The organism is Paraburkholderia sp. 32 (assembly GCF_050435345.1).
Lineage (GTDB): Bacteria > Pseudomonadota > Gammaproteobacteria > Burkholderiales > Burkholderiaceae > Paraburkholderia > Paraburkholderia tuberum.
The window spans coordinates 522,738-546,922 of sequence record NZ_JBNDKD010000002.1 but is presented as its reverse complement, the minus strand read 5'-3'; the positions used below and the strand labels follow the sequence as shown (position 1 = coordinate 546,922).

At 56.0% G+C, this 24,185-nt stretch carries 18 protein-coding genes and 1 pseudogene; 8 read left to right on the top strand and 11 right to left on the bottom strand.

Translation table 11 applies throughout. From position 1 onward, the window contains the following. Positions 1 to 337: 337 nt before the first annotated feature. The gene (locus OKW26_RS17870) at positions 338 to 667 is read left to right on the top strand and encodes a hypothetical protein (protein ID WP_429354588.1); all 330 of its coding nucleotides are present in this window, start codon (positions 338 to 340) and stop codon (positions 665 to 667) included. Between the two features lie 360 nt (positions 668 to 1,027). On the opposite strand, the gene OKW26_RS17865 is transcribed toward OKW26_RS17870, so the two are convergent. Next, complete coding sequence (locus OKW26_RS17865; protein ID WP_429354587.1) at positions 1,028 to 1,588, bottom strand: hypothetical protein; 561 nt, start codon at positions 1,586 to 1,588, stop codon at positions 1,028 to 1,030. A gap of 163 nt (positions 1,589 to 1,751) precedes the next feature. After that, positions 1,752 to 2,306: a hypothetical protein gene (locus OKW26_RS17860; RefSeq protein WP_429354586.1), complete on the bottom strand. Its 555-nt coding sequence runs from the start codon at positions 2,304 to 2,306 to the stop codon at positions 1,752 to 1,754. Between the two features lie 303 nt (positions 2,307 to 2,609). On the opposite strand from OKW26_RS17860, the pseudogene OKW26_RS17855 reads away from it, so the two are divergent. Both OKW26_RS17855 and OKW26_RS17850 read left to right on the top strand, forming a co-directional pair. Next, positions 2,610 to 2,974 (top strand): annotated as a pseudogene (locus OKW26_RS17855) (integrase core domain-containing protein); the annotation flags it as partial. Positions 2,975 to 3,827: 853 nt separating this feature from the next. After that, positions 3,828 to 4,667, top strand: a complete 840-nt coding sequence (locus tag OKW26_RS17850) for a hypothetical protein (RefSeq protein ID WP_429354585.1) — start codon at positions 3,828 to 3,830, stop codon at positions 4,665 to 4,667. A gap of 208 nt (positions 4,668 to 4,875) precedes the next feature. Here the strand turns inward: OKW26_RS17850 and OKW26_RS17845 are convergent, their stop codons facing one another. Beyond that, positions 4,876 to 5,322 (bottom strand): hypothetical protein, encoded by a 447-nt coding sequence (locus OKW26_RS17845; protein ID WP_429354584.1) that lies wholly within the window; start codon positions 5,320 to 5,322, stop codon positions 4,876 to 4,878. Positions 5,323 to 5,890: 568 nt separating this feature from the next. On the opposite strand from OKW26_RS17845, the gene OKW26_RS17840 reads away from it, so the two are divergent. After that, entirely contained in the window at positions 5,891 to 6,883 is a 993-nt protein-coding gene (locus OKW26_RS17840; protein WP_090812378.1) for an IS5 family transposase, read from the top strand. Between the two features lie 300 nt (positions 6,884 to 7,183). On the opposite strand, the gene OKW26_RS17835 is transcribed toward OKW26_RS17840, so the two are convergent. From OKW26_RS17835 to OKW26_RS17800, 8 genes are all read right to left on the bottom strand, one after another. Next, positions 7,184 to 8,863: a hypothetical protein gene (locus OKW26_RS17835; RefSeq protein ID WP_429354583.1), complete on the bottom strand. Its 1,680-nt coding sequence runs from the start codon at positions 8,861 to 8,863 to the stop codon at positions 7,184 to 7,186. 579 nt (positions 8,864 to 9,442) lie between these two features. Continuing rightward, positions 9,443 to 10,615 (bottom strand): hypothetical protein, encoded by a 1,173-nt coding sequence (locus OKW26_RS17830; RefSeq protein ID WP_429354582.1) that lies wholly within the window; start codon positions 10,613 to 10,615, stop codon positions 9,443 to 9,445. Between the two features lie 23 nt (positions 10,616 to 10,638). Next, positions 10,639 to 14,337 carry an SbcC/MukB-like Walker B domain-containing protein gene (locus tag OKW26_RS17825; protein ID WP_429354581.1) on the bottom strand — a complete coding sequence of 1,233 codons (3,699 nt, stop codon included), beginning with the start codon at positions 14,335 to 14,337 and terminating at the stop codon, positions 10,639 to 10,641. After that, positions 14,334 to 15,077, bottom strand: coding sequence for a DUF4194 domain-containing protein (locus tag OKW26_RS17820; RefSeq protein ID WP_429354580.1), 744 nt, complete (start codon positions 15,075 to 15,077; stop codon positions 14,334 to 14,336). The genes OKW26_RS17825 and OKW26_RS17820 overlap by 4 nt, the downstream gene beginning before the upstream one ends. A gap of 20 nt (positions 15,078 to 15,097) precedes the next feature. After that, entirely contained in the window at positions 15,098 to 16,543 is a 1,446-nt protein-coding gene (locus tag OKW26_RS17815) for a Wadjet anti-phage system protein JetA family protein (protein WP_429354579.1), read from the bottom strand. A gap of 247 nt (positions 16,544 to 16,790) precedes the next feature. After that, positions 16,791 to 17,915, bottom strand: a complete 1,125-nt coding sequence (locus OKW26_RS17810) for a patatin-like phospholipase family protein (RefSeq protein WP_429354578.1) — start codon at positions 17,913 to 17,915, stop codon at positions 16,791 to 16,793. Between the two features lie 19 nt (positions 17,916 to 17,934). After that, positions 17,935 to 20,238, bottom strand: a complete 2,304-nt coding sequence (locus OKW26_RS17805) for a ThiF family adenylyltransferase (protein WP_429354577.1) — start codon at positions 20,236 to 20,238, stop codon at positions 17,935 to 17,937. After that, positions 20,239 to 21,375 (bottom strand): hypothetical protein, encoded by a 1,137-nt coding sequence (locus tag OKW26_RS17800; RefSeq protein WP_429354576.1) that lies wholly within the window; start codon positions 21,373 to 21,375, stop codon positions 20,239 to 20,241. Positions 21,376 to 21,674: 299 nt separating this feature from the next. On the opposite strand from OKW26_RS17800, the gene OKW26_RS17795 reads away from it, so the two are divergent. From OKW26_RS17795 to OKW26_RS17780, 4 genes are all read left to right on the top strand, one after another. Further along, positions 21,675 to 22,001 (top strand): helix-turn-helix domain-containing protein, encoded by a 327-nt coding sequence (locus tag OKW26_RS17795; RefSeq protein WP_429354575.1) that lies wholly within the window; start codon positions 21,675 to 21,677, stop codon positions 21,999 to 22,001. Then, positions 21,998 to 22,834, top strand: a complete 837-nt coding sequence (locus OKW26_RS17790) for an ImmA/IrrE family metallo-endopeptidase (protein ID WP_429354574.1) — start codon at positions 21,998 to 22,000, stop codon at positions 22,832 to 22,834. Before OKW26_RS17795 ends, OKW26_RS17790 begins: the two co-directional genes overlap by 4 nt. Before the next feature lie 190 nt (positions 22,835 to 23,024). Further along, the gene (locus tag OKW26_RS17785) at positions 23,025 to 23,300 is read left to right on the top strand and encodes a hypothetical protein (RefSeq protein WP_429354573.1); all 276 of its coding nucleotides are present in this window, start codon (positions 23,025 to 23,027) and stop codon (positions 23,298 to 23,300) included. A gap of 239 nt (positions 23,301 to 23,539) precedes the next feature. Beyond that, positions 23,540 to 24,007, top strand: coding sequence for a hypothetical protein (locus tag OKW26_RS17780; RefSeq protein WP_429354572.1), 468 nt, complete (start codon positions 23,540 to 23,542; stop codon positions 24,005 to 24,007). Positions 24,008 to 24,185: the final 178 nt, after the last annotated feature.

The following is a 24,185-nucleotide window of genomic DNA, read 5'->3' as shown; positions in this document are numbered from 1 at the left end:
TTGGCTGACGTATTGCTTTATCGGTTTCGCCCTCGTAGTCTTCTCGAAACAGGGCGCACCGCCCTGACCGTTAACCAATACTTTTTCGTCAATGCCAGTTGCACTCCCTAATCCCGATACCGGAACCACCGAGACCATCAGAGTTGGTCTTGAACATGCTGCGAGGCTTCTTGTGGACCTTTGCAGTCAAAATTCCGAATACCGCGACACCTAGGCCTAGGCAGAAGCAGCGACGTTTCTCGCATGGATACGCGACGACCATCCGTCGTTCGCGAAGCAGCTCGACGCGTCAGGCATCACCGAGCATTTTGCGCGCCGGCTTGGGAGGCTGTTATTCATGGCGGCGAGTCAACGACTCAGGGAGGGCTTCAAAGAAGCCGAACACACGTGGACCGCACAGCCTGCGGACACGGCGTTCGGCAGCGACTCCGTCCACGCAGCGTTGCGCCATGCGTTTCCGCGCTGGAGCAGCGAGGCAATTGAGGATTCAATTGACGACACGGCAATCCTGGTGAACAGCTGGAAATCGCTCTCCTTCGCTGAAAAGAAGGAAGTTGTGGAAGCCCAGTGGATAGCGTCAAGCAGGAAGTCCGGACCGGCCGTGCTGCTTGACGCTATCCAGCGCCGCATTCTTCCAGGAGTAGAATCGGAGAGGAAACGTCGTTAGCGGCGAATCGAATCATCGGAGACGCGAGATGTCTGATTTCAAACCGGATGAACGTCAGCGGCAGCTTGTAGAAAAGGCAGTCCGAAGCCATCGAAAGGCACAAGCGCGCGGGGAATATGCGCCGAGGCGACTGGTCGAGAAAATGGAGTCGCGAGGTAGGGATTGAACCCCAAAAACAAGCGGGTGACGCGAACGTAACGACCGGCACTGGGGATGAAGATACGAAGCGTCCGGGGCAAAAGTGACAGTAGCAGGTTGCCGCTATTCCGAGCGCATCCAGGCGTAGCGGAATATCGGGCCACGTAGCTAGGAATAAGCGGAGGGCGACGCCCTCCGCAGTTGAAGTCACGCTGTGAACCGTTACCTTGTCGTTTCAATGAGCCAGAAGGTCATCGCCTCAATCTGCACCGTTTCTGCATCCATGTCGACACCCATATGCGCCCGATAATCGGCCTCGTGCCTATGGCCGTCGGCGACCATCGCAGCGGCCGAGAACCACTCGTCAGTCTCCTCATCATAGGGATAGTGAGCGAAGACGACACAGTCCTCAAAAATCCAAAGCACGTTGAGCCGGCCGCCACGCAGCGGTTGCGCTTCGTTCAACGCGTCCGCATGGATGGCGACCTGTCCGTTGGCGACTAGCGCGCAAGTTACGGGCGACCCATCGGGACGTGTGCGAACCTGAGGCGTCACCGACGTTGCAGAATGCTCGACGGCCTCGGATGCGAATCCGGGAAGCGCGATTACGACGCATCGCTCGGTAGTGTCGACTGCCTGGCGGACGACATGGGAAACAGGGGCTACGTAAGCTGTCGGCGCCCCTTGAGCGTCGACATGCTGCCGGGTCGACTCAACGAACCCGGCGTTGATGCTAAATGCTAGAGTTTCGCCGTCGAGTGTACGGAATTGAAATTTTTGCATGGCGTGTCCTAGGTATTTTGCGAAGGGTGTGCGTCAAATGTGGCCTGACTGAACGTATAGCGACCGCGTAGCATCGTGCTCGCGCGTCATGACTACTTGTCACTTCTGAGAGCTCACCCTTCCGCAAAAACGAGTGAGGTTCGGTCTGCCTGCGTTACGTTGTTCAGCTGGCTAGGCTGGTCATCCTGTCGCGGATGTAACGCACAGCTTTCACGCCGTCGAGCTCGAGATATCTGAGGTGGGTCAACTCGCCTGCACCCTTGAGATGGTTGTGCAGCAGTTCGTAAACTTCGTCGTCGTCGTTTGACACTTGACCTTGCGGCAACGAAAGCAGCCACGCAGCACAATATTCGTCGAATTTTTTCGTGAGAATTGAGTTGACGAGGTCTTCGTGGAACGACCCGCATCCCCATTGCTCCCATGACTGGACCAAAGCGCTCATATACGCTGCGTTTTGATTCTGCAATTCAGCAACGAAGCGTTCGGCATCAACATGGAGCCAGAACCGCGTCGCCGGCGCATATGCTCGCTCAATGGCCTCAGTAAAATGGGCCGGCAACACCCTCAACGGATGAAGATGGAGCGGGATCGCGTGTTTTGCGAGTTCCGCCTCAGGAATCGCCTTTACGACCACCTCGGCAGTCGATGCCGTGGTCAACGCCAGGTCGGAGGGTTGCTCAAGTGTCGCGCCAGAAAAGTGGGGTTTCGCTTTTTTCATAATGGTATAAAACTCGTCGAAGTTTGACGGGGCAGTTCATCAACTTCGTTTCCGCAGTTAATCTCATGTCGTTGAATGGTGGTTAATTTAATGCATTGAATTCGAAAGAGTCAACGTATAAATTTTCCGACTTCTAATTACTAGCAGGTGAGTTTCCGTATGTTGCTGATATCGCTTAAATTTTCGTCGTTCGTATAAAACTTAATATCAAAATGGAAAAAAGTTTTGGCGCTGTATTGGTTTTAGATTTACGGCGAAAGGGAGACGACAATAACTGGGGTTGGATTAACGACCGCGCGGAAAACCGACAGCGAAATCGAGTGGCTCAGCGACAACGGTTCCTGCTACATTGCCGACGAGACGCTGACGTTCTCGCGGGCAATCGGCTTGAAGCCGGTAGAGAACGACAATTACCTTGGCCATCGTAATTGACAATCCACAAGCCGGTCACGACGCCCGTCAGAAGTCCGCAGAGCAACGGGATGGCCGAGAGTTTCGTCAAAACGATGAAGCGTGACTACGTTTCGTGGATGCCCAAGCCTGACGCCAGGACGGCGCTGCAAAACCTAGCCATCGCGTTCGACCACTACAACGAATCGCATCCGCACAGCGCCCTAAAATACCGCTCGCCACGCGAGTTTCGCCAGCGAGCAAATTCACCAACCTAAGCGTGACCACGTGTCCGGTCATGCAGGGGCGAGTCCAGTGAGTCTGTACTCAGGTCTTCTCCGCGAAAGCGGAGATTGGCGGTTCATGCGACTTCTCCGGAAATCGGAGCTTCGTCTTCTCCGCGAAAGCGGAGGTCGTAGTGTGGGGCCGACGAAACGCCGGCCCTTTTCGTTTGGCCAGCCGCCTCTTCTATGTGCCTTGGTCTTGGTTTGCGACGCGAGCGGCTTGGTCGTCGCTGTCCGGTGCAATCGACGCCAGTCATCAAAAAGTTGCGCCGATCCCTCATTTGATTCTTCCGATGCGGTAGTCGACGGATCCCCGCCCTCCAGGAGACCGTGGACCGTCTTGCCTTATAGCGCAAGCGTTGCTTCGCGCGGCATTGCCGCCCAAGTCATAAGCGAAGCGTCATGATCGAGACGCTTCTAGCATGGCACCGCATTGGGCCGATACGAGCCTGGACGACACCTTCCACATTTTGTGGCTCTTTGACGACGAAGTGCGCTTGTCGAACTATGACATCACAGATGATGTTCATGATCTATGCGCAATGCGAGAGCCATCGAAGACCACAATCCTCTAACTCAAGAGGAAGTATTGGCTTGGCAACGGGTCGCGGCCGAAGCCGGGTACTTGGGTGTATTCGATGTTCGAGACCTGCGCGAAGAGTAATGCAACTCTGACTCAAGAGGAGATAACGGTCTTCGGAAACGTTGCAGAATAAGCCGACCGCACCGGATTTTTCGATTACATTGGCCTGGACGACGGATAGCCACCCAGTCAAGTCTGGCCCCCTCCCCAACCCCGATATCAGCCATCTTTTACGCCGCGATATACGGGAGGCCGGATAAATAATTGGATATTTTTCCAAATCCATTGATTAAACGGCAAACAACATTTACGCTTCAAAACGATCTGCATTACGCGATATATTTTATTCCTGCCACGTCGATAGACATAGCGAGAAATATAAATAGTACGCGATGCGGCCCCTCCCTCATCGGTAGAAAAAATATGTCGGACGAAATTGAATATTTGACGGCTTACAACGATTACGCACCTCACGAGTTTCAGGCTACCTCTCTCAGTCAGCTCCGCAAACGTGCAAAACGGAGCATTCGCAGGACCTGCTATATCGTTCGGCCGGATTGCATCTTCACAGACCGTAGCGAATTGCGTGGTCATAGTATTGCAGTCATCCCGCTGCTGGATCGACAACGCGATAGTCTTGATACCCGTTGTCCAGATGTTCGCGTCGAAGCCCACAATGGCCCAGGTGGCCGACCCGTCAAATGCCTCATGCTTGCTGATGACGCGATTGCGTTGAACGTGCTTGTCCTGTACTACGCTGACGTCCCGCGCGAAGTTGATCTCCAGGTGCTTTGGCTGTCTGAAGATGGCGCTGTGCTATCAACGTACAGCGTCTCGGAAGATGAGCGCACGATGCTCCTGGTTGAACTAATGAACACTTTTGGTCCGTGTAAGGCAGCTCCGCAACCTTGTATCGGTCATCAGTTTAACGAGGTGGATTTTCTCACCAGAGTATTTGAGTTTCTTGACCTCACTGGGGAGACGGATTTAGGGCCCGAAACACTGCTCGTCACGAAAGGCCCATTCTCGCCAACGGCACCGTGCAAAGTGGCTCAAACAGGAAGTCGTCCGATCCTTCGCGACGCAGGCATACACATCTCGTAGACCGAGACCCTAGGCGCGCAGATAGATACCGTTGAGACGCATGCGCCTATCAATGAGTACATTGCGGCAACACGTTCGCAACCGATGTCGCCACATGGATATCGTAGAACGACCTCTACGACTGAACATCCGTTTGCCCTATTGTAGGCTGCTGCGTCCGCTGTTTTCCCGCGCCTTTTACCCAGCGTCTTGGCGCGAGAGAGCTCCTCTAGGCTCTTGCCCAGCCAAATTCTCGAATCACGAAGCCGGTCACATGTACAGCCAAGGCGGCGTCCTCCTCCGTCACATCACGAAGACCGTAGCGATGAACTTCATTGTGCTTGCCGCGAGGATGCAATCTGTTCACAATGTCCAGAGCCGAACAGAGGGTACGTGACTTGTCTGCACCGAGCACGTTCCGCACAGCGCTGATCACCTTTCCCAAATCCTTTTCCAATAGATGGGCGTCGCCCGTCTGTTGGTAAAGCCAGCGTGACGCCATAGCTGCGCAGGCGTTACGGCATTGGTCGACGACAGACGTTGGAATCTCTCGATATGCGACGTCCAATACGCGCTGAACGGCGGCCCGCACCGCCGGGATGCTCTCGGGGTGAATCTGGGTTTCATCCAGTTGCGGCAGAATTCCCAAGGCTGACTCTGCGCGCAGTATCACCATCACGTCGCCACTTACCGCACGCTCCACCTGCAGTACACGCCAAAGAGAGAAAGCTCCCGCAACTCCAATCGCGAGCTGTGCGCCCTCGCCCCGCCTTGGCAGGTTTACGAGCTCCTGACATTCCATGAAGAGATTAAGTTGCTTTACGATTCTCCCATCCGTTCTACCTTGTGCAATGTCAGTCACGAGAGACGAATGTGCATTGACAGTCCAAGGTTCCCAACTGCTCCCCCCTTGCTTTTGAAAAACGCGCCCCCTCCGTACACGGGAAACGGCGTCGAACGAGTCCTCACGAAAAATCCATGAGAACGGCACAACCTCGATGCTCGTCGGAAGCCTGTTGAGGTCATCCGGTGTTTTAAGCAAGGTGCACTGGGACAAAACGGGAGACGGGACGGCCAAGTAAGAGGCACTGTCGCGTCCCTCATAGACTAAGCCGGTATCTCGTTCAATTCCAAGTCTGGACATATCTCAAACCTAGGGAAGCGCTGATTTATTCAGCTCGGTGGTCATCGTTGGCGTAGCTGAGGACGTTATAGAAGGCAACTCACGGAACAGACTCACACTGATGAAGAGGCAGATCGGCTTCGCCGAAGCGGAAATTGCAGGCAAGAAGCGAGTGACGAGGCGCCAACGCTTCCTCGCCGAGATGGAGAAGGTCGTTCCGTGGCAGCGCTTGCTGTCGGCAATCGAGCCGCACTATCCGAAGGGCACGCGAGGCCGCCCGCCGATTGGCCTGGAGCGAATGCTGCGAATCTACTTCCTGCAACAGTGGTACGGGCTGTCGGACGAAGGACTGGAAGACGCGCTGTATGACAGCATCGCGCTGCGAGCCTTCGCCGGCATCGATCTGGCAGTTGAGAACGTGCCTGATGCGACCACGCTGTTGAAATTCCGGCGCCTGCTGATCGAACACGAACTGACACGGAAGTTGTTCGACGAGATTGGCATCTCGCTGTGCGAGCGTGGGCTGATGATGAAGGAAGGCACGCTGGTTGACGCAACGATCATTGAAGCGCCGCCGTCGACCAAGAACGCCGGGAAGAGTCGTGACCCGGAAATGCATCAGACGAAGAAGGGAAACGAATGGCACTTTGGAATGAAAGCCCACATTGGCGTCGATGCCGATTCGGGCCTGATCCACAGTGTGGTTGGCACATCGGCCAACGTGTCGGATGTATCGCAAGCGCATGCCCTGCTGCACGGACATGAAGAGCAGGCGTTCGCCGACGCGGGCTACATTGGCGTAGACAAGCGCGAGGAAATGGCGGGCAAGACCGTGAAGTGGCACGTCGCTGCCAAGCGGGGAAAGATCAAGGCGATGCAGGACGGGGCGCTGAAGAACCTGGTGATCGCGGTCGAGCGAACCAAGGCGCAGATCCGGTCGCGGGTTGAGCATCCATTCCATATCGTCAAGAACCTGTTTCACCATCGCAAGACGCGATACAAGGGCTTGGCCAAGAACACCGCGCAACTGTTCAGCCTGTTCGCTCTTGCGAATCTGGTGATTGCGCGAAATCTGTCGCGATCGGTCCATGGGAGCAATCCGTCATGCGTATAAAAAATGCGAGCAGGGAGCCTCGTTTGCGCGTCCAATTCACCGAGTTGAGCATCGATTCGCTTCGTCATCCGGAAAATTCGACGGCATCTCGTCTGCAACTTGGGCAGTTGGTCCATTGATCAGCGCTTCCCTAGGGTCGACGGCTAAACACTATACCAGGACCGATGTTCCGCTGGAACGAGTTTCAGCCTCGGAGGCTGCGCCCCGCTGTTAGGTCGCGAATGCCGCACCCGCGACACTACTTCTCGCGTAGGCAGCCCGGTGTAGTCCTGGAGGAGGACGGGTGCGCCGGTCAGCCCGTCATCTAACGGCGGCCGCCTCCTGAACCTGCCCGACCTCTGGATATTTTCTCGTTCTCTCCTCGACGTAGGCCTGAATCAACCGTTGCCCTTGCGGCAGCGGGGCATCTGCCTTCTCCACCGAACTTCCTTCGCTTTCGGCTCCGCCTTCGAAGCCGGTCGTCATGTCGTTCACGCATCTCACCACGGACGGCATCGCCAATGCGCCGTTCGGTAACCGCACGCTTTTTGCTGAACCTACCGGCCATTCGAACCAGTCTTCAGAAGAAATATCTAAGCTGGCCCAGTATCGTGGATGCAACTTATCTGCCGCACGCAAATCACTGAAGTGCTTGAATCGATATCGTACAAGCGTGCACCTGCTCTCAAAAACATACAGTACCGGAATAGATCGACGGAATCTAAAGAGTTGCGTCCATAGCGATTCACTCTCCACCCAGAACGAGAGGTTCAAGCAGAGCACAGTAGTACATTTGTCGGACCCTGCATGCAGAAAGAAGCGTTTGATGCCTGAGGGTTTTCCTAAGACACCTACGACGTCGAGCCATAGCTCCGAGAGTCGCACCACAAGAGCCTTTGTCTCATCGATTTGCTCGCGATAGCACATCGGGAGCATCGCCCTATCCACGACATGACAGGTCAGATGACTGGCCAGGTTCGCTCGAACATCTTGAATCAGGTCGTTCGATGCGTCCGAATGGAACACTTTAGCGGTGGCATCGTCCCTGTAGACCGCGCGACGCTGCACCATACGCCAAACATGCTCAGCAATTTGCTCGGCATCTTCTTCGCTGATCTCGCGCCTGTGAACCTTTACGGTCGCAACGATGATTTCCAGCGCACGCGAGAAGGACGCTTCACGGAGCAGGAGTTCTCGCACCGGAAGTCCCAGTCCATTCCAGACGTCCTCGACAATTTTCATCATCGAGAGGTGTTCAGCAACACCTTCGAAGTAGGCTACGCTCTGCCCGCGCGCTAGGAGTTCGTCCGCGACTGACGGAACATCCTCCTCTAGCCACGTGCCCAAGATGGATATATATACTTTGCTCCAGAAGTCGCATTCGTAGCCATCGTCAGAAGCAAGCAGTTCGCATCGCGCGTGGGCAAGCGCACTCGCCAATGCGTCGTTTGGACCCGGAGCCATCGCCACGACCGTCTCTACGCTGCTGAGACTCCGCGCTGTCCCGACAGAAACTTCTTTTGCCGGGACGGTATCTGCTGCTGGCAAGCAGGTGGTGATTGATGATGTCTGCACCTCTTGCACAAGACTACGCAGAACTAGAGTGAAGGTATCGCGGATGAAGTTGTCGACATAAGACCATTCGTCGTCGCTTTCGACTACGTAGAGCAGGTCGTCAATGCTTATGCATCTGTCATAGGTCTCAAAACCTGCCTGGTAGCCGTCCTCTGACAAGGTACGTGCCAGCCAGGTTTCTGCTGCCGAAAAAAGGGCAAAGCAATGCTGCAGGAGACGCATCAGTGCCGCAATATCCCCCTTGTCCCGTAACGCGTTCATCCGCCGAGGCTCCATCTTCTCAAGCGCCCAGAGAGTGACCTCCGGAGTGCAGACGAACGCATGATGACGAGCACTCGCGATACCCTCCGCCAAGAAACGAATCGCAGCGGCAAGCATCAGCTCAAGCTCGTTCAGGTTCGGTCCAGCAAGACGTTCGTTGTTCATTTTCGGCTCCTAATGTCAGATTAGATGGGGATTGCTGACATGTAGAAAACGAGTTTTATCCAACGCAGAAGGTACAGGCCCCGAAGCAAGAGTTGACGACGAAAGACGAGCATTTATGCCCGCGTTTTCATGTCAGTCCTTGCCGACGGGTGTTCGACTTGCCACCACCAAGGTTAGGGCAACGCTGAATAAGTACCTGATTTTCGCAAATGGCCACGTAGCGACAAGGCTTTGCGGGGAGCGAAAAGGACTTAATCAGCGTAGCCTTAGGAATCCGGCGACACCAAGCGCGGCAGCGAAGCTTGTCGTGAACTCATCTGGCTAGAGTAAGCGCACGGCTCGCGTCGGACGCTTCGAAGGCTTAGTCCACAGGTTGCAACGTCGTGTAACCAGCGGCGCCTTCTATCCAGCGTACCAGGCGAGATTGCTCGTCTGGACTCTTGCCCAACCAAATTCGCCGAATCACGAAACGTCGCATCTGCAGCTAGGCGGTGTGCTCCTCCGTCACATCGTGAAGACCGTAGCGGTGAGTTTCATTGTGCTTGCCGCAGGTATGCAGCCTGTTCACGAAGTCCAAGGCTAAATAGAGAGTGATTCCTCGCAGGCCGGAAAATCGGTGTGACCTGACACAACAAATGCTTCCTGATCGACGAAACGTCCTGTCCGGCTCATGAGCGGCATCAGCACGGCGTCCGAAAAGTCGCAGCCTGTAGTGATGCCACCGATTTGTCCATCCTTGTCTGCCATTTCGGGCAAATGGCCGCCCCCCAGACACAGGACTTGCGCCAGGTAATGGTATCCAGGTAGCCATGCGCCGGCTCCCGGAAACACGTCTCGTAGGCTTCTCAGGATACCCATGCCAGCAAAGTCCAGGTCGCCGAAAAAACTGACCGGAAAGTCTCTGTCGCCATACAGCCATCTAGAGAAGCGGTTACACACCGACGAGTCGTCAGATTCAGCTCGTGTTCGGAAGTAGATGGCTGAACCGCGGCGTGACCGTAAACGTCGAGCACTTCCCTTGAACCCAGACGCGAATACGAGGGCGGCACCACACCATCTAGGGTCGTTCTCGTCGGCCATTCGTTCGAAAGTCACAAGGTTTTCGACGAACACCACATGAGTAAAGTCGCGCGGGGCAGCGACCAGCAGTTGAACAGGACCTTCATAGAACTGCCCATCCTCGGCGCCCAACAATTTAAGCAACTCAACGCGGTTATCCAGCACTTTTGACCGAGCGTGAAAAACCAACGCTGAAAGCTCGCGAAGCGGTAGGCTAATCGTCGAGCCGCATAGCGCTGCCAGGCGCTTGATACAGGCCAACGCGTCGTCGTGAGACAGCCCTTGAAGTGCAGGTAGCGGATTTCGACTGAGGTACTCGATGAGCGCGTCGCGCCGACCAGCTAGCTCGGCATCCGGCACCCGGCGCAGAAAGGCTAGCAGTTGGCGATCCCACGTATCCTTGCGAGACTGGAAACTGGCCCACGATGCAAGCCCGGCGAAGTCAACAAGTTCAAGCATGGGGGTGCGCTCGAGAAATCCGGAAAATTCACGCTCCGGTGACAGGTGCAGCTTGATCCAGCCAGTACGTGCGAGCTCTTCAATTAATAGTTGATGGACTCTGATGGCCTCGCCATCATACAAGCGGAATAACTTCGGGACTGTCTTTTCGTCGAGTCGAAGCCGCACGTTCCGCTCGCCCACGGACCTGTCTGCTTTCAGAAGCAGCTTGTTGGCAATTTCGAGCAGAAACACGTGCGGTTGCGGTGAATTTGTATTCATGCGTTGGCCGGTCCCTCGGGCTGAATTCGGACAGTGGAATGCGAGCCGCTTTGGGCGACACGGGCCGACTCATAGGCTGCGCGTCCCGCCTCCCTCGCATCCTGAGCATGCGCAAGCCAGAGACGACGCATCGGCCCCTGCTTGTGTGTCTTCTCTTGCACTTCGCTTACGAACACCTCTTTGTCACCTTGCGCGGCAACAAGCTTCGAGAAAGTGAATTCCTTTTCAAATTCCGGCTTTACTGCTCCGGACTTTGAAGTCGGCATCGCAACAATCAGTTGCAGGCCGAGCGTCTGGGACAAGAACTGCAGGACGCCTCGTGAGCGAGACTCGTCCATCTTCGCAAACGCTTCGTCCGACAACATCAGCCGAAGGGCTGGCGCGCCCTTGCGATTGCGAGAAAAATGACCAAGTGCGTGAGCGAGGACCGCCGAACGAATTACGTAGAAAGGCGTTTCCAGTTCGCCCCCTGACCCTGTGCCCCACGTGGATAGTCGCGTCGTGCCAGCGCGATTATGCCGAATGATGTCGTATCGACGGTAGTTGCGATAGTCGGCCATCTCCTGCAATGCGCGCTCAGACGCACTTTGGTCGCTCGACAGCAGCATCACCCTTATACCAGCTGCGGTCTGTCGATGCTCCTCAGTCAACCGGGGCGATTCAAATATCGAGACCTTCTCTTTTTCAAGGTCGTCAACCAGGCGTTCGACTTCCTCGAAAAAGTCAAAATACCTTTTGAACTTCGGAATCCACACCCAATCGAGCTCGTACGTGTCATAGCCAAACTGGATGCCTCTAATTTCGCGACGAAGTCGTTCAAGTGTAATCTGCCCCTGCCGGATTTCGTCGCGCATCTTGAAGCAGAAGTTCGTCGTAAATACCGAGTTAAACTGGCTCTCGGCGCGCTTCAGACCGTCTACGTTTTCAGCGAGCCCAATGGCGCCCTGTCGCCGACTCTGATTTTCCGCATTCGCTAGGAGAGCAACTTGCGATTGGAGGACTGCCTCCAGTGCCTCTACTGTGCGTGGCGGGTCTTGATACAGAAAGCGCTCGTCATCAGTCCGCGCGCCTGACAGGTAGGTACTGGCGGCAGAATTCACCAAGCGGAGCTTATCCGGGAAGTTTCTCGCGGTCTCATCGGCCCGAAATCTAAGCCGGTCCGGGGCCTCAAGGTGCATTGCGCTCAAGGTGCGTGCTTCATCTATCAATTGCTGCTCAGTGGCAAGTGTGGGCGCACCCTTAACATATCGCGCTGCCCAGACCAGCGCGTTGACCACATCGCTTTGCAAGCCAGGCAGACGTTCGCGAAGTGAATGCTCATCCGTTTCGAGCTTGAGCAACGCCTCCCTGACCGACCCCTGCTTCATCATCGTCTCATCGGCCTGCGCTCGCGTCTCTTTGATCTGCCCTTCAATTTCTGCTCTCTTTGCCTCAAGCTCATCCAGAGACGAGGTATCAAGCGTCTCCAACTGGCCGGTCACATCGAGAAATCCCTGACGCGCGGTCGAAGTGGCGCGGGCTGAAGCTGAGACCATTTCCAGCTCGCCGCCTCTCAACCCTGCCTGTACCACTCGAATCGATTTACTGAGTTGACCGAGCTCCGTGAGCTCGTGGCCGATACGCGCGGATTCCGCTTCGCACCATTTCATCCTGCGCTTTCTCGACTCTTCCCCGAATGCGAGTTCATTTGCATCCAGACGACACGAGAACATGCCGTATCCGCGGCTGCCCAGGCCATCTTCCGTTAGCCCTTGCGACGTTCGCGCCAATTCTTCTTCAGAAGATACCTTCCTGACCCGCCCATATTGAGCAATGAGAAATGCCTTCGCCACAGGATGGGAGCATTCGAGTTCGTGGATGACCGCGCCGGAGTCAACCGTTCTAGTACGGCCGTCCTCGATGGCCTTGGTCCCCTGTACGACCTTCGGCGAACGACGTGGAAAACGACGCTTCACCAGCTTTGCGCACTGCGCTTCGTATCCCGCGTCAACAACAATCGCAAACCGGTCGTTGCCCATGTAGCCTTCAATCGCCTGCTGCCATTCACTACCAGGCACTTTGGGCTCGATCAGCTGAGAAAGGATATACGGTCGAGAATCGGGAACCGTCTGTTCGAGCAGGGCAATTGCCTGGTGCACATCCTGGTTTGCGGAAGAGCGTCCCCTCTGCAACAGGTCCAGTTCAACGTCTCTCTGCGTCTTCTGGTCGTCAAGCTGCGCCCGCAGAATTGATATCTCGTCGAGCGAATCGGATATTGCTGTCGCGATCGAATTGGCGTTTCGATGCAAGCTCGCGTTCAGTCGCCCGAGCATTTCATCGACTTTGACAAGATCAAGGCGACCATACATCGCATCGAAGTCGACCTCCACGATCGGCTTGGCCTGCAAAACGCCCTCGAGTCCGTCGTTCCAGATGTCTTTAAATTGCTTTGCAACCGGGCGTACGCGCTCAACCGCATCCTTCAGTTTCGGCGCCCGTGCGAGATCGGCGACAAGCAGCACACTGAGATATTCCCGTACGTCGTTCAACCGGCGGACTACCTCGATCATATGCGCCCATTCGCGCAGAAACTGTTCATGGAGCTGGTCCGCGCGCATTCTTAGCAGGACACGCTGTTGGCCCACCTCGCTCATGCGCAACTTCGCTTGAACGACCGCCAGTTGTTCTCGCAGGCGCTCCTCTTTCGCTCCGTAGTCACGCAACGCGAGCTGATCTGCATTAAACTGGGTGCGCTGGCGCTCGATATCCTTTGCGGTCCGCTCAAGACTTTGTTGCGTCGCTTCCTCTATGCCAATCGCATAGGCCATACGATTAACTACGAAGCTGCGGGCATCGGTGACCACTTGCTCGCTGGCTGAACGAAGATCGTCCAGGCGCTCGAGGTTCACCTTCAATCTTTCGGCCTCCCTTTTTAGCGAAGCCATCGACTGCATGAGCTCACGCATCTTCGACAGGTCCTTGGAGAAGTCACGCGGATCAAGAATCTCATCGCGAACTAGGTCGTTGACATTGCCTAGTTCCTTGTATGCCATCGCCCGCACAATTGCTCTGGCGGCGCGATACGCTTCCTGTTCGCTGAGTTGCACCTTGCCCATCATCGCGCCGTACAGATGGGTCAAGTAGCTTGTCTTGTCTTCATAACGTTGGACGATTTCCGGTCCCGCACGCAATTTCGATTGCAGGTGGAGGTACGTATCCTTCAGTGACGCGGTGACTGGATTGCCCGATTCGGCGTCGAGCGAAACGAGATGTGATAGCGCCAATGCGCGCCGGATGATAAAAAATACAGGGTTACGCGACAGTACCGCTTTCCCGCCTTCTTCATAGGCTTCGACACCGACCAGTGCAGTAATCGGTTGTTCAAGTTCACCCGCAGCCTCGCTGGCATCGAAGACGATCGCGACAAAACTGGTGGATTGAGGCCGAAGAAAAACCCCATCAGCGAGCTGACCCACGGCATACGCAGCCAAGGTTCGAGGCTCTTTCTGTCCCCTTCTACCCTGTGTCGACTCATCCTGCCCAACGTTAAACTGCACGAGATGGTGATGAGCCGCAGTAAGCACAGTCTGAATGGAGTCGAGCAGCGTCGACTTGCCGGATCCCGACTCGCCAGTCAGGAGCACCGTGTCAGTCATGTGCCACTCGCGGTTTTCGAGCGTGCCCCAGTTCCAGGTGATGAGCTTGGCGATTTTCAAAGCGATGCTCCGGTAAGTGGGTTGCTGACCTGCTCGTGGATCGCGATGTTGTCGCGAACGTTTTCTATATCGGGCTTCAACTCCTTGCCGTTCTCGACCCGATTCTTTTCCACAACTCCCAATGCGTCGCTTAGCGCTTCGTCGCTCACATAGCTCATAACGGGGCGAAGAATATTGAGCAACGTGTCCATGTTGCCAGCGCTGTCCGAATCGTTAAACTTGATAATGCGATGCTTGCGAAGGTCACGTAGCAGCGACACACGCTCTACCATTGATGTCGGCAATTGATGCGCCAACAGTGACACGACGGTCTGGGACAATTCCTCGAGACTGACCGTCAGGACCTGGTTTACCATCTCGCGCTTGCCTGTGAGCGCTTCCGTGTAGAGGAACCGAAGTGCAATCGAACACGCGACAAGATCTCGAGATAGGCGCGCTTTCAGACGCTTGACCCCGTCACCATCCGGCTCCGCCCCCTCGCCGGGCGGATAAAGACGAAAAAGGTTGGCGTCAACGTCATGCGTGAGAATGAAGTGCATTGATCCCGTGTACTCACGTAGCAACTGCTCACACTGAACGGCATCGTCGTAAAGGTCCGCGTCCGACCCGGAATAGTCTCGCCATAACACGCCGCTGGCGAGAAGTCGGCCCACCAGCTCGCCAAACCGGTCCGGCGTGACTGTCCCGTTACCCTCGCTCTTTAGACGCTCTTCGATATACTGCTGTACAGATATCAACATCGGTGCCTTCTCCAGGGAACTTAGGTGCCAGTCTTGGGTTGAACCTGTTCGTCAGCTGGCTGAACCTGAATTTCGAAGTTGTCTGCGATGAAATAGTCGGTCTCGAACACCGTTGGTAGCTTGCGCGCAAGCAGAAATTCACGGCCTTCTGTAGATCGAGCGGCACTTACGGCGTGCAATGCCACCATCACGTCGAGGGCTGAATCAAGCGGGAGGCTGTCGAGCGTCAGCCGGTCACCGTCGAGTTGGGGCAGCAGCTTTTCCAGGATTTGCCGCTCACTGAAGGCGAATGCTTCGGCCTCTGCTCTGCGCATCGCCGCCTCAACGCGACTTGCTTCGGAAATTTGCAGAGGTTGGACCTCCCTGCGATCAACACCGATTTCACGAGGCACCCAGCGCAGACCGGCTGCTGGCAGACGGACTTCCGAAGTACCCAGGCGATCAGCCAGGACGTCCAATAAGCGATCGCGCTCGTCCGACGCCCCATCTTTCAGCCATTGCATCGTCCGGCCCAACGGCGATTTCGCGCCATAGTCGAGCGAGAGAGCCTGGCGCAAAAGGCTGGTGAAACGCTTGACGTAGTTACCCATTTCCGCGCGAAGCATCGGCAATTTAAGGTTGCACGCGGCCTCAACCATGCCGTCCATCCGGTCGCATAGCCACAGCATCGGGCTGCGTCCCTGCACTTGCGCTTCCAGCCATCCTGCTCGTTGCAGAAGCGCGGAATCCACGCGTAACCGGTCTTCGTCTGGCAACGCACGTACCGATTCGAGGTAGTGAGCGATGTCGCCCCGGTGGCGCTCGGCAGAATCTGCTACGAGACGGACCGAGTATTCCTTTTCGAAGCGCTTCTCGATGAATTCGTTAAATTCCCCCCAAGCAAGCTTTTGCTCCAGGGCTTCGCGCGTTAGACTCTGAATGAGCGAGCGGAAGTAATCGATATCGTCCTGGAGGTCCTGTACAACCCGAGAGGAGAAGTCATAGCTATCAAGCAGCTCGTCTGGGTCGCGGTTCTGCAGAAAGGCGGCCAGCGCCTTCTTCGCGGAGCGCATGTTGCGCTGACGCGTTTTGGCACGCGAGTTGTCAAGGTTGGAGAACACCTCAGAGAATTCTTTACCCGAACGCGTCAACCTGAGCGTCGTCTTCAGGTCGATCGGATCCTTATAGTCTTCCAGCCATCCGTGTTCCTTCAGGTCGCGGACAAGCTCACTGGCGTATTGCCGCTCCTCTTCCGCAGAGACCATGTCCCTCCCTGCGAACATGCCTTTTCGCACTTCGGGCAGGGACAAGACGTTAAATACCTCGTTGACGACTATCTCACGTGTCAACGCCTCTGAGTAATCCGCGTTCGGGCCGTGTACGCGATCGTACAGATTCCGGAGAACGGCCGCGCAACACTCCCGGGTGGTCCACGTCAACGGGCGGAAAAACTGATCCCGTTTGCCCACAAAGAATTGGTTAGCCATCGTCTGTCCGCTCTTCCCAAGTCTGGCACAGCGTGTTGACTAAAACGACTCCTACTTCAGCCGCGGAGACATATCGGCCGTTTTCGTAAGGTATATCTAACGACCGGGTTGTGCAAGAGCCGGGATTGACAAATTACTCTGGTTAGTTCGCTGGACCACTAAAGGCAGATGAGGCCAAGGGCACACGGCGTCTCGCCCCTGTAAGAACGGAGTGGTGTGCGTCTGAATCAGGCGGTCTGACCGAAGGCTACTGCTTCCACAGTTCGTCATTCCATCTGGCCGTCTCGTGGCCGTGCCTTGCAATCAGATCAAACACATCTTCATCGAGGCGATTCAGACTCGTTGGCATGCTCGCCGCCTTCTGCGCCAAATCTTTGTTGAGCCATTGATGCTCGAGCAACGACCGCTCGCTTATGCGAGCCTTCCACTTTTCGAGCGCGGTCTCAGCTGCATCGCCAATCCGCAGGTATAGACCCGCGCCTGCATTTGCCTGGAAGAAGTTAGCGAGGCTCCGGACGCGCAGCGATCGCGTCTGTTCCATGGCGATGTCAGCAATGCGCCTGAAGCGACGCGGATTCAACGGGTGCGGTATGTTGGTGCGGTAGAGGGCCGCTCCCGCATCGGATACGATCAGTCGAGTAATTTGCTCGTCGCCGGAGTTCTTGAACTGCTGTTTGCCAACATCAAAAAGCGGCTCAAGTCCGAGGTTGTCGTAAATACCTCCGTCGTACAGATGCAGCCGCGCGTACGGCATCGCAAACGGCTTCTCGCCGTCGATAGCATTCCAGTGGTCACGCTTGACCCACTGAAAGTCTTTGCTCTGAATGGTGAGAGGGCCGATAAGGCCCGGAAACGCTGCCGAAACTGCAAGGGCGGATGCAAGGTTCAAATGGGAAACGGATGCGTAACCCGAATGATAGTCACCCATTCTGCCGCCCTTGAACCGAAAACGTACGCCGGTTTCACCGGTCGTTCCGTTGATAGACCAGACGGGCGCCTGCTTCAACTCCCCGATTGGCACGTCAATTTGCCAGACTTCCCTGATGGTCTGGTCAATGACGTTGGCGCGCGACAGCGCGTACCGCCAGTTTCGGGGATTTCCCAGCAAGCGGATCAGTGACGCACGCTGCAGTGAGGTTGTAGTCAACACCGTTCGCACGTCACGGAACACGTGTTCCCGATATGCAGTAGACGATGGCCATTCATACGCCGAACGACTCATGACAAGCCCGACGAAAAGGCTTCCACCTGAAACGGACGATATGTGAGTGACGTGCTCGAGTTGCCCCTGCTCCGCGCAATACTGCAGCACACCAGCATGGAATGCGGCGGCCCGTGCCCCGCCGCCCGATAGTGCAAGACCAAGCCTCATCGATTTAAATGCCCCGAAGTCAGGATTGTTTCAAGCTCGTAAGTATGGTGATATCAGATTCGCCAACGATGAGCATAACGCTAGGTAAGCCGTCATTCGCCATGACGACAGCCATGTGGTCGAGCAAGGCATAGTCGTCCGTGCTCGGTCGACTGGACATATGCTCGGGATGCGAGTGCCACTCTCCGACGTAGTCAACAATATTCGCGGTTCTGCGTCGGCATCGCCCAAGCGCTTCCTGCAAACCCTCGACACCGCGCGCGAAGCTGGTCTTTTCTTCTACGCTGTCCAAGGGGGCCGGCAATGCATCGACGAGGAAACACGTATTTCGCGGAAGATCCCAGTACCCAAGCAACACGCCACCGGTTTCGTTGGTAAGGCGTCTGCTACGCATCGTGCGCAGCTTCTTCAAAAGTCCCTCGTCCCACACGACTCGCCATCCGCCACTTTCGTGAAATAGCGATTTGGCCACAGGAACATCCGTAGCGACCAGGCTGCCGGCTGCATCGTCGAGCGACCAAACGGCCATACGTGCCTCGGGCGACGCAACACTCAACCGCAACTGCCTGGCGAGGATGGCAGCATGGAGGTTCACCAGTTCTGCTGGGATTACGGCCGAAACGTCGCGACACCCACCACCGACCCAAAGCTCGCCATGGTGGCCACAAAGATGCTGTGCTCCCCAGTCGCTTTCCAGAATGGCGCGGTAGTACTGCGGCTCCAGCGAAGAAAGTCGTAGGTTGCGTTCGCTGTCCTCGAGCAGGAGAACGGAACCGAGCCCCGAAGGCGTCAAAAACGTCGACGCAGATCGTGGAGTGCTTTCACGAGAAGAAAGGTCACGTGGCGCACCGAGAGAGGTCGTGGCATCGACCAGCAACGCCGCCGACTTCACTGCCTCTGTGACGTTGGCCGCCTTATCGGTCACCTTCGCGTGCAGTCCGGCGGTCGTGTCAATGCCGTCGGCGAAGTTGTCGCGCAGCAATCCGGCGACGGTATGCGCTTTGGACCGGCCGACTACATCGTATCGCGCCTGGTGTCTGACCGTATTGTGCGACTTCAGGGCATCGTCATCAATCAAGGTCCAGTTGCCCCACCCTGCACGCGACCACATATCAGCCAACGCACTGCCCAAGGCGCCGACACCAGCGAGCAGACCATTAAACTCTGCGCCTTGGTCTGACACGCCGGAAAACCGCCGGGCGTCCGCCTTCGTCGGAGCAAGCCGAACGTCCATCGGCTCCATCACGAAGTCACGCCACTGTTGCTGTGCAACTTCAGCCGCGCCGGCTGCTTGCGCGAGCTTCGCACTACTGTCGATGTAAGCAACGCCCCGCCGACCATCGATAAGAACTCCACAGGCAACACCCAAATCCGCAATGCCCGCTTTGACTCGAAATCCTTGAAGGTCGACTTGCTCAGTACCACTCGCTGAGGCGACTATGGGCATTCGGACAATGATGACAGTGCCTAGGCCAACGCTTTTGATTTCCAATCCGGCGTGCGGCGTGCGAGCTTCAATTGCGCGTTTCAGTTCCCCGATCATGCTCGAGCCACGCGCGGCTAGTTGGTCCTCGAAGTCCCCTAACGTGTTCGGATATTCGCTAATAGGGCGATGTTCGACTGGCGCGATGGAAATTGGCAATACCTCTGCGAAGAGATGACCTGGTTGCGCAGCCGACTTCCTGGGAGCGTACTGCCCGACTACGACCTCCACGGTGCCAGCGCCGGATTCAATTGCGCGAAGCGACAACACCTCGTCCGTCGACTGTAACCGCACGTGGAAATCCGGAGGCAAAACGACCTGCCATGGAGTGGCAAAGTACATCCGTTCTAACGGTTGATCGTTGCGATGCAACGTTCCGAGCGCAGTCTCCTTCAACCACCACGTCACGCGAGCAAGAAATCGCTGCGGCGTCCAGGCGCGCTCCACGACGCTCCACGGCTCAAAATATAGGCACAACGAGCGCGGCTCGTTGGGCACAACGTGGTTTTGATGCAGCGTCGCCGGAAAATCGGCGCGCATAGCACGGACGTCATATGGAACTTCTCTGCCCGGCCGATGTATCAGAAAAAGACGCTCGCGCGGTTGGACCCCCACGGAGTTCCGCGAGGGAACAGAGCCATCGCAGCAGTCGACTTCGATAGCCTCAGCGAATCGCTTCACCTCGCCTTCCTGCTCGCGTTCAAATGCCCGCAACGCGATCACTTCAAAAGCACTGTGCCTCTCACAGGCTGCCAGAAGACGCCGGGCCCCTTCCGTCTGAAGTTGCCCGGCGTCGATGCCTGGTAGCAGCTTGCCGAAATCAGCGAAGACGGTGCCCACTTAACCCGCCCGCGGTGCAGCAGCAGCCGTCGCAAGGCTCACGGCAGACGCCTTCGCGATATTGCAGGTGATGCCATAGGTATCAATCTGAAACTCGATCGGCTGTGGCCTGAAACCGTTGGGCTCCTCCATGGTGACAAGGAACCTTGCCCCGCCGATCTTGCGAAGATACGTTTGATAGCACTTCTTCGCCTGAATGTGCGGTGGCTGCACGTCCTCTCGAGCCGCGGGCGTGTCAGGAATCGGACAACTCGAACTGACGATGTACGCGCCAGGCCTGCCTTTCATCAGCAACTCCTTGACTCCTGGCTTCGGAACGGTCTCGAAATCGCCCTTCTCGTCGCTCAGCGCGTACGCGCTGCAGTGGTGCGGAATATTGAAAAGGTCCCACTCAAGCCGGTCCATATTGCCGTGAAACCTTGTGGTGGCGACAATATCCTCGAGCACGTTCCATGTGGAGTCGCCTACCGCGAGGTAGTCATAGCGCTGGCCACCTTTCTGGAAGCGGACGTTGAAAATCAGGGACGCCTCGTTGCGCAGATCATCGCCTTCATCGACATGCTTGATGAAGGGAGAATGACAAAAGAACTCGACGCCGTCCTCCGCAAGCGTATATTCAGGCACCAGTTGCCCGGCGTCCGTAATCAAGTGCTTACGCGACTCGAGCGTCAGGCCATTCTCTTCCAACCACCCTTTGAGCTTCTCCGGCTTGGAAAACACGCGGATGCCTTTGCCTTCGCGAAGGCGATAACGCGCTTCCTGCCGCCAGATAACGAACTCGGACGACTGATTGTCATTGGTGCCACATTCCAGAATCATCGCGGCAGGCACCCAGAGCGTATCAATCTTGATGCGCTTTTCTCCTTGATACTTCGCGGCGTGACGGAGCCAAAAGAACTCCGTGCTGTTTTCGAGGTGATCCTTGTCGCCGTGCGTGAACGCGACAACATTGAAGTAATCGCGCTCGGCCGCCTTCAGCTCATCGAGCAGGCACTTCTTCAGATTGATTTCGGGCCCCTCGCCGCTTTCCGTCTTGGAACGGTGACGGAAATCGAACAAAAGACGCTTCCCGTTTTCAAGGATGATCTGACTCGTATCGCCATTCCCTACCGGATAAAACCGTACACGCTGTGCCACTTGGAACTCCCGTCCGTGAGTGCAGCGCCGCACCGGGACACGAGCCAGTGGGAAGCTTGTTTGCGAGAACCACTACCAGAAGGCCGCTATTCGCCCAGATCCTGGATGACACGGATTGTGCGGCATGCGGCCCAATCATCAGACCCTTTTAATTCTGAGTCTTCGTGTGGATGAACCGGTCGAATCCGTAAGATACATCTAACGGGCCGCGTGTGCAACTGGTGACAACGAATCGGTTCGGATGTATCTTACTGTTGAGAATCAGAATTCCGCCAACCCAAAGCGCTGGAGATGTAGCCATGTCCCTTGGGGCAAAACTCAACACATTACGTCTGCGCAAGGCAGAGTCTTTACAAGCAACGGCGGACGCAGTCGGAATAACCAAGACACATATATGGGAGTTGGAGAAAGGCAAGAGCTCCAACCCAACAGCCGAACTGCTGGCTAGGCTGGCTGCTCACTTCGAAGTTACCGTCGACTTCCTTCTAGATGCCAAGCGAGACACGCCCTCAGAAAAGGACGAGGCTGCTGTGTTCTTCCGCGATCTACAACTTCTCTCAGACAAAGATCGAGCTACTGTCAAAGAGATGATCAGGCATTTCAAATCAAGCCAGGATGACAAATGACTAATCAGGTGACACTGGATCTGATGGAGCTTGACGGAAAGACCACGCCAGACGCTATTGCCGACGAAGTCTTCCGACAGAATCCGACAATGCAGTTCCCAGTCCCGCTTGAAGAGCTTTCTGAACTTGCCGGCATTGAATCAATCAAGGAGCTTGATAGTGATGGGTTCGCCGGGATGCTTGTTACCAACACGGAAAAATCCCGAGGTGCTATTTTCGTAAAAGCGGGCACGGACCCTCGCCGCCGTAGATTCACCGTTGGCCACGAACTAGGCCACTTCCTCCTTCCATGGCATAAGCAGGAACGCTTTGAGTGCAAGCCTGCGGACGTTGGCGTTTCATCGTCATCCGCAATGTCGACCGGAAGGATACCGACCATCGAAGTCGAGGCGAATGCGTTCGCGGCGGAGCTGCTCATGCCGCGCCGCCATTTCAAGCAGATATTGAACGCGAACGGGGAGCCGGAACTCGAACACGTCGTCGACTTGAGTTCAAAGTTTGACGTCAGCGTTGAGGCAACTATCTGGCGCTATAAGGCGCTTTCGGACTATCCGGTTGCATTCGTGTTTGCGCATAACGATATCGTGCGCTACTGGACCAAGGGACCCGAGTTTCCTTACTCGCTTTGCGTGAGAAAGGGGCATCGCTTGCCGCGGCGCGACGCGTCGAGTCCTCGAAGCCTCGAATGGGAACAGGTGCCTGCGAACCATTGGATGGAAGACAGGCAGCACCCTCCTCTACCGGAAACCATCCTGGAGCAAACGCTGCAGCAACTTGACGGATACAGTGTCACCTTGCTGTACGTTGATGAACTTCCGGAAGAAGACGAGTGAGGACCCCACAGCCTTATGCAAATCTAAAACGGAACATTCGCGATTCATCTTCGAGGTGCAGGAAATCAGCGTACTTGGTTTATAGGTCTACTTTCCGCATCTCCTGCAACTATGACCACCCCCTCAAGAGCAAATAAGTTTCGAACGCTGCAACGGTAGTATCTGCAAAATTTGTGTTTGAGATACAGACATGCAAGACGCGTTTAGAATTTCTGAGCCAGAGAAGTCTTCTATTGGCGACTTTCTTTCCTTCACTGTGTTCGACGACGAGCGCAAGCGCCCCGCTCGCATTACCGGTACTGCGCTAGCACTATTTGGCGGCGGAGACGACCGCATTGCGGTTTTTGAACGCAACGCCGAAAAGATTTGTCGCGCTGCGTATTTGATGAGCCGCAAGAATCCCGCATTGGACATTTTGATACTCGGCAGCGGCAGCTTTCCGCACGATGACATGAGTTCGGTCTAAAAATGGTGTCCATCGGGCAATTGTTGTCGATCAGCCTGCCGCCCGCGAGCCCGGAAGGAACTGCGCGAAAGGCTGCCGAGAAGGCGCGCACCGTGCTTGACTAAAAAGACTGCGGTTAGTGCGCGGGCACTGGATTGGCGCGGCCAACATGACGCTTCAGCCGCGAAACCCGTGCTAAATCGGAAGCACGAAGTTCACCGGTGTGCCCCCGCCGAGTCCGAACAGCGATATCGCGCTCATTGGAGAACTTCGTCGAGCAGCGCTTCGAAATCGAAGGTCGATTCCATGCCGGGTTGCGTGCCCTGTCGGTGAGGAAGGCTTCAGCGGTGCTACGGCCTACGTCAGGCAACGTTGGCGTGAACAACACAATCATGCACGGTGCTCTGGAGGACCTGCCATTCGGCGGCATCGGTCCGAGCGGAATGGGTGCTTATCATGGCATCGAGGGATTTCGGGCGATGAGTCACGCGGAAGGAGTGTTTGTCCAAGGGCGCTGGAGCGCGGCGCAGTTGCTCCATGCCCCTTTCTGGAAGCTAGCGAACTTCGCGCTTAATATGAACGTTACCAAGGCCGCCCAAGCGGCCCGCAGACGGAAAAACCAAGCCAGGATAGCGCAGGTCATGCTGCGCAGCTTCGCTGTGCGATGCCGCTGCAACGGCAGACGGTCGTCTTCGATTCAGCTACGCTGCGCTCATGTGTGCAGCTGAATCTCAGCGGCGCGCCGTTCCCATAGCGTCTTGAGGAGCGTTTGCTGGAAGCGCAGAAAATGCTGTTCGCCAATCAGTACTTCCGCGAAGATGCGACGGCTATCATTGAAGAGTGCTGAAAATCGAGGCGTACCCGTCCGCCAGCCCCCGCAGCACCATTGCGCACATAACTCGATCC